At 67.0% G+C, this 13653-nt stretch carries 13 protein-coding genes; 8 read left to right on the forward strand and 5 right to left on the reverse strand.

The genetic code is table 11. The features are described from left to right. Nucleotides 1-39: 39 nt before the first annotated feature. From katG to nbrcactino_RS16915, 3 genes are all read right to left on the reverse strand, one after another. Entirely contained in the window at nucleotides 40-2259 is a 2220-nt protein-coding gene (katG, locus tag nbrcactino_RS16905) for a catalase/peroxidase HPI (RefSeq protein ID WP_161928627.1), read from the reverse strand. 4 nt (nucleotides 2260-2263) lie between these two features. Beyond that, nucleotides 2264-2740 carry a Fur family transcriptional regulator gene (locus nbrcactino_RS16910; protein ID WP_161928628.1) on the reverse strand — a complete coding sequence of 159 codons (477 nt, stop codon included), beginning with the start codon at nucleotides 2738-2740 and terminating at the stop codon, nucleotides 2264-2266. 98 nt (nucleotides 2741-2838) lie between these two features. Continuing rightward, on the reverse strand, nucleotides 2839-4230 hold the full coding sequence (locus nbrcactino_RS16915; RefSeq protein WP_161928629.1) for an MFS transporter: 1392 nt from the start codon (nucleotides 4228-4230) through the stop codon (nucleotides 2839-2841). Between the two features lie 96 nt (nucleotides 4231-4326). Here nbrcactino_RS16915 and nbrcactino_RS16920 point away from each other — a divergent pair, with 96 nt between their 5' ends. Beyond that, complete coding sequence (locus nbrcactino_RS16920) at nucleotides 4327-4956, forward strand: TetR/AcrR family transcriptional regulator (protein ID WP_161928630.1); 630 nt, start codon at nucleotides 4327-4329, stop codon at nucleotides 4954-4956. Here nbrcactino_RS16920 and nbrcactino_RS16925 read toward each other — a convergent pair. Further along, the gene (locus nbrcactino_RS16925) at nucleotides 4939-6153 is read right to left on the reverse strand and encodes an MFS transporter (protein WP_161928809.1); all 1215 of its coding nucleotides are present in this window, start codon (nucleotides 6151-6153) and stop codon (nucleotides 4939-4941) included. The two genes, nbrcactino_RS16920 and nbrcactino_RS16925, sit on opposite strands and share 18 nt — an antisense overlap. Before the next feature lie 122 nt (nucleotides 6154-6275). On the opposite strand from nbrcactino_RS16925, the gene nbrcactino_RS16930 reads away from it, so the two are divergent. The 3 genes from nbrcactino_RS16930 to nbrcactino_RS16940 all read left to right on the forward strand — a co-directional run bounded on the left by nbrcactino_RS16930 (nucleotide 6276) and on the right by nbrcactino_RS16940 (nucleotide 8656). Further along, on the forward strand, nucleotides 6276-6992 hold the full coding sequence (locus nbrcactino_RS16930) for a FadR/GntR family transcriptional regulator (RefSeq protein ID WP_161928631.1): 717 nt from the start codon (nucleotides 6276-6278) through the stop codon (nucleotides 6990-6992). Between the two features lie 9 nt (nucleotides 6993-7001). Then, on the forward strand, nucleotides 7002-7886 hold the full coding sequence (locus nbrcactino_RS16935) for an exodeoxyribonuclease III (protein ID WP_161928632.1): 885 nt from the start codon (nucleotides 7002-7004) through the stop codon (nucleotides 7884-7886). Nucleotides 7887-8053: 167 nt separating this feature from the next. Continuing rightward, nucleotides 8054-8656 (forward strand): DUF8020 domain-containing protein, encoded by a 603-nt coding sequence (locus nbrcactino_RS16940; RefSeq protein WP_161928633.1) that lies wholly within the window; start codon nucleotides 8054-8056, stop codon nucleotides 8654-8656. 202 nt (nucleotides 8657-8858) lie between these two features. Here nbrcactino_RS16940 and nbrcactino_RS16945 read toward each other — a convergent pair whose 3' ends face one another. Beyond that, a complete protein-coding gene (locus tag nbrcactino_RS16945) occupies nucleotides 8859-9542 on the reverse strand; it encodes a TetR/AcrR family transcriptional regulator (RefSeq protein WP_161928634.1) in 684 nt (227 codons plus the stop codon). A 107-nt stretch (nucleotides 9543-9649) separates the two neighbouring features. Between nbrcactino_RS16945 and nbrcactino_RS16950 the strand changes: the two genes are divergently transcribed. From nbrcactino_RS16950 to fusA, 4 genes are all read left to right on the forward strand, one after another. After that, entirely contained in the window at nucleotides 9650-10096 is a 447-nt protein-coding gene (locus tag nbrcactino_RS16950) for a nitroreductase/quinone reductase family protein (RefSeq protein WP_161928635.1), read from the forward strand. Nucleotides 10097-10589: 493 nt separating this feature from the next. Continuing rightward, on the forward strand, nucleotides 10590-10961 hold the full coding sequence (rpsL, locus tag nbrcactino_RS16955) for a 30S ribosomal protein S12 (protein ID WP_007321021.1): 372 nt from the start codon (nucleotides 10590-10592) through the stop codon (nucleotides 10959-10961). A 2-nt stretch (nucleotides 10962-10963) separates the two neighbouring features. After that, a complete protein-coding gene (rpsG, locus tag nbrcactino_RS16960; protein WP_161928636.1) occupies nucleotides 10964-11434 on the forward strand; it encodes a 30S ribosomal protein S7 in 471 nt (156 codons plus the stop codon). Nucleotides 11435-11480: 46 nt separating this feature from the next. Then, a complete protein-coding gene (gene fusA, locus nbrcactino_RS16965) occupies nucleotides 11481-13586 on the forward strand; it encodes an elongation factor G (RefSeq protein ID WP_161928637.1) in 2106 nt (701 codons plus the stop codon). Nucleotides 13587-13653 lie beyond the last annotated feature (67 nt).

The following is a 13653-nucleotide window of genomic DNA, read 5'->3' on the forward strand; positions in this document are numbered from 1 at the left end:
TCAGCGAGGATAGCCCGGCCCGCGGTCGGAACGGTGGGATCAGCTGTGCAGATCGAACCGATCGTTGTCCATGACCTTGACCCACGCGTCGACGAAGTCGTCGACGAACTTGCCGGCCGCGTCGTCGGCGCCGTACACCTCGGACAGGGCGCGCAGCTCCGCGTTGGAGCCGAACACCAGGTCAACCCGGCTGCCGGTCCACTTGGGCTGGCCGTCGACGGTCCCGACGAAGATCTCTTCCTCGTCGGCCTTTGACGCCCACGCGATGTCCATGTCGGTGATGGTGGTGAAGAAGTCGTTCGTCAGCACCCCCGGACGGTCGGTGAAGACGCCCTTGTCCGAGCCGTCGTAGTTCGCGCCGAGCACACGCAGACCGCCGACGAGGACGGCCATCTGCGGGGCCGACAGACCCAACAGGTTGGCCTTATCGACCAGCAGGTACTCGCCCGGCTGGCTCGCGTCCTTGCCCCGGTAGTTGCGGAAACCGTCGGCCTTGGGCTCGAGCACCTCGAACATCTCGACGTCGGTCTGCTCGGCGGTGGCGTCGTTGCGCCCCGCGTGGAACGGAACGCTGGTCGGGTAGCCCGCCGCGTTGGCGGCCTGCTCGATGCCGACACCGCCGGCCAGCACGATGAGGTCGGCCAGCGAGATCTTCACGTTGCCCGACTGCGCCTCGTTGAACTCCGACTGGATCTTCTCCAGCGCGGCCAGCACGGTTGTGAGCTGCTTGGGGTTGTTGACCTCCCAGTCGCGCTGCGGCTCGAGCCGGATGCGCGCACCGTTGGCGCCGCCGCGCTTGTCGCTGTTGCGGAAGGTCGCCGCCGACGCCCAGGCGGTGGACACCAGCTGGGCGACGGTCAGGCCCGACTTGGCGATGCGCTGACGCAGGTCGGCGATCTCCTTGGGTCCCACCACGTCGTAGTCGATCGCCGGGATCGGGTCCTGCCAGATGAACACCTCGTCGGGGACGTGGGTGCCTTTGTAGCGGGTGCGCGGGCCCATGTCGCGGTGGGTCAGCTTGAACCACGCCTTGGCGTACTCCTTGGCGAACTCCTGCGGGTTGTCCAGGAAGTGCCGGGAGATCTTCTCGTACGCCGGGTCGGTGCGCAGCGCGATGTCGGTGGTGAGCATCATCGGCGCGTGGCGCTTCTCCGGGTGCTCGGGGTCCGGGACGCTGGTCGATCCGGCGCCGTCCTTCGGCCGCCACTGCTTGGCGCCGGCCGGGCTCTCGGTGAGCTCCCACTCATACCCGAACAACGTCCAGAAGAAGTTGTTGTCCCACGTGGTCGGGGTGGAGTTCCATGCGCCCTCCAGACCCGACTGAATGGCGTCGGCGCCCTTGCCGGTGCCGAAGCTGTTCTTCCAACCCAGGCCCATCTGCTCGATCGGGGCGGCTTCCGGCTCGGGGCCCACGTGGTCGGCCGGGGCCGCGCCGTGGGTCTTGCCGAAGGTGTGGCCGCCGGCGATCAGGGCGACGGTCTCCACGTCGTTCATCGCCATCCGCTTGAAGGTCTCGCGGACGTCCTGGGCCGCGGCGAGCGGGTCCGGCTTGCCGTTGGGGCCTTCGGGGTTCACGTAGATCAGACCCATCTGGACCGCGGCGAGCGGGTTGTCGAGGTTGCGCTCACCGGTGTAGCGCTCGTCGCCGAGCCAGGTGGTCTCCGGGCCCCAGTAGGTCTCGTCGTCGCCCTCGTACTGGTCGGGGCGGCCGCCGGCGAAGCCGAGGGTCTCGAACCCGCAGTTCTCCATCGCGACGTTGCCGGCGAGGACGATCAGGTCGGCCCAGCTGAGCTTGCGGCCGTACTTCTTCTTGACCGGCCACAGCAGGCGGCGCGGCTTGTCCAGGCCGACGTTGTCGGGCCAGCTGTTGAGCGGGGCGAACCGCTGCTGCCCGTGTCCGGCGCCGCCGCGGCCGTCGCCGACGCGGTAGGTGCCGGCGGCGTGCCAGGCCATGCGAACCATGGAGCCGACGTAGTTGCCGTAGTCGGCCGGCCACCACTCCTTGGAGTCGGTCATGACCTTCTTGAGGTCTTCCTTGACCGCGTCGAGGTCGAGGGACTCGAACTCCTTGGCGTAGTCGAAGTCATCCTCGGTAGCCATCGGGTTGGAGACGGGCTGGTGGGACGCGAGGATGCGGAGGTTCAGGCGCTTGGGCCACCATTCCTGGTTGGCCGAACCCTCCGTGGGGCGGACCAGGTGTGCCACCGGGCACCCTGCTGACGAGTCGTTGACATCGTCGATTTCGGCGGCGTCAGTCATTAGCTCATTCCTTTCGATGGGGCTGAAAAACGGGGTCTTCATCGGGAAGTCCGGCGTCGATGCGGACCGAGCACTGGGCGCAGACGCCCCAGTAGATGACCTCGGCCTCGTCGACGGTGAATGCGTCCGGGAGGGAACCGGAGAGGCAGGGCGCCTCGCCGATCACGCAGTCGATATCGGTGATGGAGCCGCATACCCGGCACACGGCGTGGTGGTGGTTGTCGCCGACGCGCGCCTCGTAGCGGGCATAGGTTCCGGCGGGCTGGATGCGCCGGATCAGACCGGCGTGGGTGAGGGCGGCGAGGACGTCGTAGACGGCCTGGCGGGATACCGACGGAAGCTCGTCGCGGACCTGGTTGAGCAGATGGTCGGTATCGGCGTGCGGATTGTGATAGACCGCATTGAGGACCGCCACGCGGGGTTGCGTGACGCGCAGGTCCGCAGCGCGGAGTACTGCGGTGAGTTCATCGGTCGTTGGCACACCACCAGTATGGCCCAATTTTCTGGACAGAGTCCAGATATTGCGAAATTCTCTCTAACTCCCAGTTCAGCGGGGTGCATCGGAGTCTGACGAGAGCGTCAGCCGCGGCTTCGGGGCAAGATCGCGCCCGCGGCGAGGCTGGCGACGACGAGTAATCCGGCGGCGATGGCGAGGCCCGCGCGAAAACCGTCGGCCGCGACGGGATACTGCGCCGCGAGGGTGACGAGGGCGGCCAGTCCGATGGTGCCGCCGAGTTGGCGGGAACTGTTCAACACCCCGGACGCAATCCCGGCATCGGCAGCGGGGACCCCGGCTGTGCCGGCCACGCCGATGAGCATCATCGATCCGCCGATGCCGATGGCGGTGACTACCGACGGTGCGAACATGCCGAGCCAGAAGTCGTAGGTGCCCGGAAGGCGGGCGAACATCGCCAACCCCGCAGCGCCGATCAGCCCAAATCCGACGATGACCGGCCGCGCTCCGAACCGCGTGGCCAGCTTTGTGGCCAACGCGATACCGACGACGACAAAGAGACAGAACGGCAGGAACAACACCCCGGCCGCACGGGGAGTCAGATCCCACACTTGCTGTAGGTAAAGCGAGCAGAAGTAGAACGCGGCGAGTTGGCCGGCAGCGAGCATGAAACCGAACACGTTGGCCCCGACGATGCTCCGCGTGGCCAGGACCCGGATCGGCATCATGGGATGGTCGCTGGCCCGCTCGACAGTCACGAAGCCGACCAGGAGGACAATCGCAATCAGGAATCCGACTACCGCCCGACTCGATGACCAGCCGTGCTCGCCGGTTGCCGTGACGGCGTAAACCAGCGCGCCGAGGCCGGCTGTGACTAAAACGCCGCCGAGTAGATCCATTTGGGCTGCGGCCTGTTCGCCGCGTGGCACGCATGCCAGCGCTCCGGCTAGTACCAGTCCCACTATTGGAAGGTTGGCGAACATGACGGCCTGCCAGCCGAAGGCTTCGGTGAGCAGGCCGCTGGCGACGACCCCCACGGCGCCACCCGCCGCACTCGCGCCACCCCAGACGGCCATCGCGGTGCGGCGCGCCCGCGCGTCGGTGATGGTCGCCACCAGGGCGAGGGCGGCTGGGGCGAGCAGTGCGCCGGCGATGCCCTGAACCGCCCGCGCGCCGACGAGAACTCCGGGCGACTGCGCGAGGCCGCCAACCGCACTCGCGAGGGCAAAGACGGCCAGACCCGAGACCACGGTCCGACGACGGCCCCAGATGTCGCCGAGTCGGCCGCCGACCAGTAGGAAACCGGCGAAGCAGAGCAGGTAGGCGGTGACAATCCACTGCAGTCCGGCGTCGCTGAAGGCCAGGTCGACCTTGATATCGGACAGGGCGATGTTCACCAGCGAGGTGTCCAGGCCGACGAGGAACTGCAGCCCGAACACCGTGGCGATCAGGAGCCCAAGGCGCCGCGGCGCGGATGGTGCGGGTGAGTGGTCGTCGATGGTGGCCTCGGCGGACATGGCAGCCTTTCGGAGTCGTACATGTACGGATTCGTACCTGTACGAGAATGTACCCGCTCGGCTGCCGAAGGAAAAGGGGTGGGGCAGAATAGGAGGATGCCGCCCTCCGCTTCGCTGGACAGATCGACGATCGTCGATGCCGCGCTAGCCATTCTCGAGCGCGAAGGGGCCGAAGGGCTGACTATGCGCCGTCTTGCCGATGACCTCGGATCGAAGCCGATGACTCTTTACCACTACGTGCCGAACAAGACGGCGTTACTCGCACTAGCCCTATCGGAGGTGGCGGCCCGTATCGATTGGGTCGAGCCGACCGGTCCACCGCGGGAGCGGCTGATCGCGATCGCGGTCGACATGCGCGACCGACTCGGCGCCATTCCATGGATCGTGTCGATTCTCGAGGAAGGCACAATCGTGGGTACTCCGGCGTTGGCCATTGCCGACCGGTTCCTCGATGCCGCCTACGAACTGGGCGCCGACGATCAAACGGCATTGGACCTCTGGCGCATGATCTGGTCGTTGACCGTCAGCGATATCCGGTGGGCCGAGCTGGCCCGCCACCGCGAAAGCGGTAAGCAAGGCTGGTTCGACACCATCGATCCCGCCATCGTCGCAGGTTACCCGCACGTCTCGGCGATTCTGCCGAAGTGGCGGCGCATCGTCGACGGCTTCGACGTGCGGCGGGCGTTCGCTGCGCAGATCGACGGAATGTTAGGGCTGGCCGGCTAGGTCGTCGGGCCCGTTCTGAGGCAATGGCACGTCCTCGACGACTATCGGTAGCGGACGGCAGGCCACCGCGGCGCCGGCGGCGATGGCGGCGACCGCGATGAAGAGGAACGCCGTCGGCAGCGTCCACCCGCGGGTGGCCTCGTGCAGCACGCCGACGAACAGTGGGCCGGTGCAGGCGAGCAGGTAGCCGACGCCCTGAGCGAACCCGGACAGCGCCGCCGACTCCGCGTCGCTGCGGGTGCGCAGGTTGATCAGCGTCAGCGCCATGGGGAAGGTCGTCGGACCGACGCCGAGCAAGGCGACCCAGACCCATGTGCCGCTCATCGGTGCCCAGGTGATGCCGGCGAGGCCGACGGCTAGGCAGATCGTGAAGAAGGCGGCGAAGCCGAACGGGTTGCGGAACCGGGCGCACACGGCGGGTGCGACGAGGGTGCCGATGAATCCGAGTGCGGAGAAGACTGCGACGACGGCGCCCCCGAGCTGGTCGCTGCCCCCGGCGTCGGAGATCATCGTCGGCAGCCAGGTGAACAGGGAGTACGTGACCAGCGAGGTCATGCCGAACATGAAGGTCATCCCCCAGGCGAGCGGGGTCCGCCACAGGCCGGTGACGCGTTCGGTGGCGGCGTCGTCGTCGCGGCGGCGGCGCCGGGCGGCGGCGATCCCGATCCACGGCAGGAGGGCCATGGCCGGGACGAGCGCCCACATCGCCAGTGAGATGCGCCAGCCGTGCGCATCGGCGACCGGCACGGCCAGCGCGGCGGGCACGGCGGTGCCGAGTTGGACGAAGGTGATGTAGGCCGTCGACATCAGGGCGATGCGGTCGCTGAAGTAGCGCTTGACCAGTGGCGGGATGACGATGTTGCCGATTCCCATGCCGAGCAGCGCCAGGCCCGACCATAGCAGGAGAACGCCCGCCGACGACGAGGTCGCGCGCAACGCGATACCCGCGCCGGTCGCGACCACCGCGGCCAGCGTCAGGTTCTCCAGGCCGATGCGGCGGCTCAGTGCCGGGGCCAGGAAACCGGCGATGCCGAACATCGCGGTGGGCATCATCCCGATGAGGCCGATCGTCGTCGCGCCGAAGCCCATCTCGTCGCCGATCCGGGTGAGCAGCGGGGCGATCGAGGTGACCGCTGTGCGCAGCGAGGCGGCGAAGACGAGGATCGCCACGACCACGACGAGCCGGCCCGACAGCATGAATCGCGGCGTGCGCCGGGCGGGGCCGCTGTGGGGCAGGGCCAGGTCGGGGTCGTTGACGAGCATCGGCGGCAACCAATTCATAGGATGAATTACGGACCGCTAAATCATAGGATGAATGCATGGCAGTGCTCAACCGAAATACCTTCGATGGTGGTCAACCCGACAGACGGGCCACCCGCATCGAGCAAGTCACCGAGGACCTGCGCGGTCGGATCGCGGCCGGCGAGTGGGCGGTGGGCGAGCGGATCCCCACCGAGCCCGAACTCGCCGACCTGCTCGACACCTCCCGCAACACGCTGCGCGAAGCGGTGGGGGCGCTCGTGCACGCCGGGGTGGTGGAGCGCCGCCAGGGGTCGGGTACCTACGTGCTCGCCGTCGACGAGCGGGAGGTGGCGATCGGCGGCTACTTCTCATCGGCGCGCCGCCGCGACCTCCTCGAGTTGCGCGAGGCGCTGGACGTGACGGCGGCAATGCTCGCGGCGCGGCGCCGCGACGACGCCGACATCGCCGTGCTGAACGAGACACTGGCCCGGCGCAACGCACTGTGGGGCCGTACCGAGGCGGGGAGCGAGAGCGAGCGCGACGCGGCCGTCGACGCCGACACCGAACTGCACCGGGCCGTCGTCGCCGCCAGCCACAACGAGCTGTACCTGGAGTTCTACGACCTGCTGCTGCCCGTCCTGCGCCAGACGATCGCCGAGGGGACCGTCGGCGTCGATGCCTCCTACGAGCGGCAGCACACCGACCTCGTCCGGGCGGTGGTCGCCGGCGACGCCGACCGGGCCGCCCGGGCGGCGCAGGAGGTCCTCGACTGCGTGCGCGCGGGCGACGGCTAGCTTGGTGGCATGCGTGTCGCGACGTGGAACGTCAACTCCGTCGGCGCCCGGGTCCCCCGGCTGTTGCCGTGGCTGCAACAGCGCCAACCCGACGTGGTCTGCCTGCAGGAGACCAAGCTCGACGACGAGGGATTCGAATCGCTGCTCGGCGCCGAGCTGACCGGGCTGGGCTATGCGTGGGCCCATCACGGGCAGGGGCAGTGGAACGGCGTGGCGCTGTTGTCGCGGGTCGGGCTCGACGAGGTGGAGAAGGCCTTTCCCGCCACCCCGGGCTATCCCGAACCCGACGGCGCGGTCGAGGCGCGGGCGGTGTCGGCGGTGTGCGGCGGGGTCCGGGTGTACTCGCTCTACGTCCCCAACGGGCGTGAGGTCGACTCCGACCACTACCGCTACAAACTGGTGTGGCTCGACGCGCTGCGCGCGGCGGTCGCCGCGGCCGGCCCGTCGTCGGCGATGGTGTGCGGCGACATCAACATCGCCCCCGCCGACGAAGACGTCTTCGACCCGGCCGCCTTCGCCGGACACACCCACGTCACCGAATCCGAGCGCGCGGCGCTGGCCGCCGTCGTCGACACCGGGCTGACCGATGTGATCCGCGCGCGCTGGCCGCAGGAGCGGGTGTTCAGCTACTGGGATTACCGCGCCGGGATGTTCCACAAGGATCTGGGGATGCGCATCGACCTGGTCCTCGCCGGTGCCGACGTGGCGCCGCGGGTGCAGGCCGCCTTCGTCGACCGGCAGGCGCGCAAGGGGACCAAACCCAGTGATCACGCCCCGGTGATCGTCGACCTGGACGACGCCCCCGACGGCGACATCGGCCCCGTCGTCCCACCCCCGTCGAACCCGGCGAAACGCAATTCATCGGCACGGCTTCCGCAGGGGGAGCGGAATTGAACTCGGTTGTCGACGAGGGGCTTTGGTCCCTCCCCGACCGCTGTGCCTTGCTCACTTTGGGGTAATCCTCGAGTGAACGGCTCGTTCGACGCGAATCTGTGAACACCCTGTGATTCGATAGTGATACTGCAGAACCGTCTGTGGGTACAAATTGAGAGGGGTAAGTCATGAAGCGCTTTACGTCCATCCTGGGAATGATCGCTGCGGTTGTCGCGGCCCTGCTGGTGGTCCAGCCAGCCACCGCTGGTGCCGCCCGTCAAGGTGTTAACGTCGGGCCGATGACCTTTGCTTACACCGACGACGGTGTGAAGGTCGACATGACCTCCGGTAAGGTGCAGCAGGTCGGCGACCAGCTGCTGTTCTCGAACGCCCAGGGCAAGGTCAAGAACCGCGTCCCGTTGGCGGTGAAGAACCCGCAGAACGGCACCAGCGTTCCGCTCGAAGCCAAAGTGGCGGCCAACGGCAAGTCCGTGGTGCTCAAGCCGCAGGCTGTGGCCAAGAAGAAGGGGCTGAAGTACCAGCCGCTGAAGACCAAGATCAACAAGGACCAAGCCAACGCACAGATGAACTACGTCTTCCAACGTAACGCCGCGTGCATCGGTGGTGCAGCACTGGTTGGTGCCCTCATTGGGTTTTTCTTCATCGTCGGCTGGATCATTGGCGCGGCCATCGGCGCTGCGGTCGGTGTTGCGCAGTGTGGTAGCGGTTACTTCAACGGGCGGTATGCCGGAGAGACTCTGCGTGCATTCCAGATCTGGTGGGGTAAATAGCACCGGCAGATCCACAACTGGATAGCTATTCTGCCGCTCCGGGCCGGGTCCAACTGGACCCGGCCCGGTTCGCTGTGACTGACGCTTTCGACGACATTCTGTCCGTAAGGCATAAGGTTGATCGGGTCGGATCCCCCCCGGAGGGCGATCCGACCCGAATGTTGTCGTCTCGTGGTCTCGTCGTCTCGTCGAGATCGCCGCGTCAGCCAAGTATTGCCGAGAGGGTGAGGGCGATCTGGTTGGCGAACAACGACTCTGGGGTGCTGATCGAGTCCGGCCCGTACTGGCCGAACACCTCGAGGTTGATCGCGCCGATGATCGTCGCCCACAACACCGTGCCGGCCTGGGTGGCGGCGGGTGACAACGCCAGGCCGAACTCGGCGGTGATCGCCGTCAGGTCCTCGCGCAGGGGGCCGGTCGGTTCGGGCAGGTCGTCGCGCACGGAGCCGTCGCGCTCCGCGTCGCTCATCGCGCGTAACAATGCGGCGACGACGCGGGTTCCCGGTCCGCCGGTTTGCTCGGCCGGCGCGGCGTAGCCGGGGACCGGGCTGCCGTAGAGCAGTGCCCACCGTGCCGGGTCGGCGACCGCCCAGGTGCGGGTCGTCGTCGCGGCGATCTCGATTCGGCGGCGTGGGGAGTCGGCCGCCGACATCGCGTCGTCGACGGTGTCGGCGAGATCGTTATAGGCGTCGACCAGCAGCAGGGTGAGCAGGTCGTCGCGGCTGGGGACGTAGCGGTACACGGCCGAGGAGACGACGCCCATGTCCCGGGCGATGGCCCGCAACGACAGTCCGGCCGCCCCGTGGGTGGAGAGGTGCTCGCGGCCCAGCCGCTTGATGTCGGCGGTCATCGCGGCGCGGTTCTCGGCCCGTTTGGTTCCTGCCATCCATCGATCATGACACAAAGTGAGAGCGGTGCTCTTGATTTCTTCCGTGGCGTGGTGCACGCTCAAACCGAGAGCACTGATCTCGTTACATGTGAAAGGTGGAAACCATGTCGCAGCACACCCACTACATCGCCCCCGGCGCCGTCGACCGCGCCTTCAACGGTGTCGTCCGCTGGCTTACCGAGCGGGGCGTCAACCTCGCCGGTTCGCAAGCGCTCACCGTCGCCGGCCGGGTCAGCGGCCGGCCGCAGACGATCCCGGTCAACCTGCTGACGCTCGACGGTTCGCAGTACCTCGTCGCCGTCCGCGGCGAGACCGACTGGGTCCGCAACGCGCGGGCGGCGCGACGCGTCGAACTCCGCCGGGGCCGGCGCCGTCGTGATGTCGGGCTGACCGAAGTCGCCGTGGACGACCGCGCGCGGATCATCGCCACGTATCTCGACAAGTGGGGGTGGGAGGTCGGACGCTTCCTGCCCGCCGGGGTGACGCCGGATTCCAGCGTCGAGGAGCTTGCCGGGGTGGCCCACCTGATCCCGGTGTTCGCCGTCGAGTGACGCCGAGTCGGTTCGGCGGGGCCCAGTCGGCGGGGATGAGGGCCCAGTCGGCGAGAAGTAGGGCCCAGTCGGCGGGGATGAGGGCCCAGTCGGCGGGAAATAGGGCCCACTCGGCGGTTGGGCCAGGCCGGGGCGGGGGATTGATTTTGACCCGGCCATGTGCGGTCGGTAAAGTACTTGGGCGGTGCCCGGCGAGAGCTGGGCCAGTCTGCATGCCTGTCAAGGGATCGAGTCGGACCGGGTTCAACCCGGGTCTCGCCCGGGTCCGGACCAGACTGACTGAGCGAGTCCGCGATCGGGTGTTTGACACGCCCGACCGCGGGGTAGCGATCAATGTACTGACCAGCACAAAAGTGCTGGTGGGGCGAGTTGTGGAGGTGAATCACGGTCGCCGATGGCGACAGTGATCAACCTGCCCGGAGCACCAACCGCAACTCACGGCGGAACGACGACGAGTCGGTTCACCGTGGAACCAATCGAATGAAGGAATTCAGTGCCAACTATTAACCAGCTGGTCCGCAAGGGCCGCAAGGACAAGGCTTCTATCAAGAAGACCGCGGCCTTGAAGGGCAGCCCGCAGCGGCGCGGCGTGTGCACGCGTGTGTACACCACCACCCCCAAGAAGCCGAACTCGGCTCTCCGTAAGGTCGCGCGTGTGCGCCTGACCAGCGGCGTCGAGGTCACCGCCTACATCCCCGGTGAGGGCCACAACCTCCAGGAGCACTCGATGGTGCTCGTCCGCGGTGGTCGTGTGAAGGACCTCCCGGGTGTGCGTTACCGGATCATCCGCGGCTCGCTCGACACCCAGGGTGTCAAGGACCGCAAGCAGGCTCGCAGCCGTTACGGCGCGAAGAAGGGCGGCTAGTCATGCCACGTAAAGGACCCGCGCCCAAGCGCCCCCTCATCAACGACCCCGTCTACGGTTCGCCGCTGGTCACCCAGCTGGTGAACAAGATCCTCCTCGACGGCAAGAAGTCGACCGCCGAGCGGATCGTCTACGGCGCCCTCGAGCAGGCCCGCGAGAAGACCGGCACCGACCCGGTCATCACCCTCAAGCGCGCCCTCGACAACGTCAAGCCGACCCTCGAGGTCAAGAGCCGCCGCGTCGGCGGTGCGACCTACCAGGTCCCCATCGAGGTCAAGCCGAACCGCGCCAACACCCTCGCCCTGCGCTGGCTGGTGACGTTCAGCCGTCAGCGTCGCGAGAAGACCATGGTGGAGCGCCTGGCCAACGAACTGCTCGACGCCTCCAACGGCCTCGGTGCGTCGGTCAAGCGTCGCGAGGACACCCACAAGATGGCCGAGGCCAACCGGGCGTTCGCGCACTACCGCTGGTGACCGCGGCTCCTCAACAGTCCACCAATCGATTCCCGAAGGGAATGTAATGGCACAGGAAGTGCTCAACGACCTCACCAAGGTCCGCAACATCGGCATCATGGCCCACATCGATGCCGGCAAGACGACGACGACCGAGCGGATCCTGTTCTACACGGGCGTCAACTACAAGATCGGTGAGACCCACGACGGTGCATCGACGACGGACTGGATGGAGCAGGAGAAGGAGCGGGGGATCACCATCACCTCCGCGGCCGTGACCTGTTTCTGGAACAACAACCAGATCAACGTCATCGACACCCCGGGCCACGTCGACTTCACCGTCGAGGTCGAGCGCGCGCTGCGCGTGCTCGACGGCGCCGTTGCCGTCTTCGACGGCAAGGAGGGTGTGGAGCCCCAGTCCGAGCAGGTCTGGCGCCAGGCCACCAAGTACGACGTCCCGCGCATCTGTTTCGTCAACAAGATGGACAAGATGGGCGCGGACTTCTACTTCACCGTGCAGACGATCATCGACCGCCTCGGCGCCAAGCCGCTGGTCCTGCAGCTCCCGATCGGTGCCGAGGATGCCTTCGACGGCGTCGTCGACCTGGTCGAGATGAAGGCCATCACCTGGCGCGGCACCGTCGAGATCGGTGCCGAGCCGCAGATCGAGGAGATCCCCGCGGATCTGGCCGACAAGGCCGCCGAGTACCGCGAGAAGCTGCTCGAGACGGTTGCCGAGTCCGACGAAGCCCTCATGGAGAAGTACTTCGCCGGCGAGGAGCTCTCCGTCGAGGAGATCAAGGGCGCGATCCGCAAGCTCACGGTCAACTCGGAGCTCTACCCGGTGCTGTGTGGCTCGGCGTTCAAGAACAAGGGCGTGCAGCCCATGCTCGACGCGGTCATCGACTACCTCCCGAACCCGCTGGACATCGGCGAGATCGAGGGTCACGTCCCCGGTGACGAGGACGAGGTCATCACCCGCAAGCCGAGCATGGACGAGCCGTTCTCGGCGCTGGCGTTCAAGATCGCCGCTCACCCGTTCTTCGGCAAGCTGACCTTCGTTCGCGTCTACTCGGGCAAGGTCGAGCCGGGCGCGCAGGTGCTCAACTCGGCCAAGGGCAAGAAAGAGCGCATCGGCAAGCTGTTCCAGATGCACGCCAACAAGGAGAACCCGGTTGACGACGCGGTGGCCGGCCACATCTACGCGATGATCGGCCTCAAGGACACCACGACCGGCGACACCCTGTGCGACCAGCAGAAGCCGATCGTCCTCGAGTCGATGAGCTTCCCGGACCCGGTCATCAAGGTCTCGATCGAGCCCAAGACCAAGTCCGACCAGGAGAAGCTCGGCACCGCCATCCAGAAGCTGGCCGAAGAGGACCCGACCTTCTCGGTCGAGCTCGACGAGGAAGCCGGCCAGACCGTCATCGGCGGTATGGGCGAGCTGCACCTCGACATCCTCGTCGACCGCATGAAGCGCGAATTCAAGGTTGAGGCGAACGTGGGCAAGCCCCAGGTCGCCTACCGCGAGACCATTCGCAAGACGGTGGAGAAGCACGAGTACACCCACAAGAAGCAGACCGGTGGCTCCGGCCAGTTCGCCAAGGTCATCATCAAGCTCGAGCCCCTCGTGGACGCCGAGGATGGTGCGACCTACGAATTCGCCAATGCCGTCACCGGTGGTCGTGTCCCGCGCGAGTACATCCCTTCGGTGGATGCCGGTGCGCAGGACGCGATGCAGTACGGCGTTCTCGCCGGCTACCCGCTGGTCAACTTGAAGGTCACCCTGCTCGACGGTCAGTACCACGACGTCGACTCGTCGGAAATGGCCTTCAAGATCGCCGGTTCGCAGGCTCTCAAGGAGGCTGCGAAGATGGCGGGCCCAGTCATCCTCGAACCGATCATGGCCGTTGAGGTCACGACGCCCGAGGAGTACATGGGTGACGTGATCGGCGACCTGAACTCCCGCCGTGGCCAGATCCAGGCCATGGAGGAGCGCAGTGGTGCCCGTGTCGTCAAGGCACAGGTTCCGCTGTCGGAGATGTTCGGCTACATCGGAGACCTTCGGTCGAAGACCCAGGGCCGGGCTAACTACTCCATGGTCTTCGACTCGTACGCCGAGGTTCCGGCGAACGTGTCGAAGGAGATCATCGCAAAGGCGACGGGCGAATAACTGCCCTAGCCTGCGGGCCGCGCCTCGGCGCGAAACAACGAAAGTAAAACCAACCACTGTCGGGAAC

Origin of the sequence: Gordonia crocea, from assembly GCF_009932435.1 — a bacterium.
In the GTDB taxonomy this organism is placed as follows: domain Bacteria; phylum Actinomycetota; class Actinomycetes; order Mycobacteriales; family Mycobacteriaceae; genus Gordonia; species Gordonia crocea.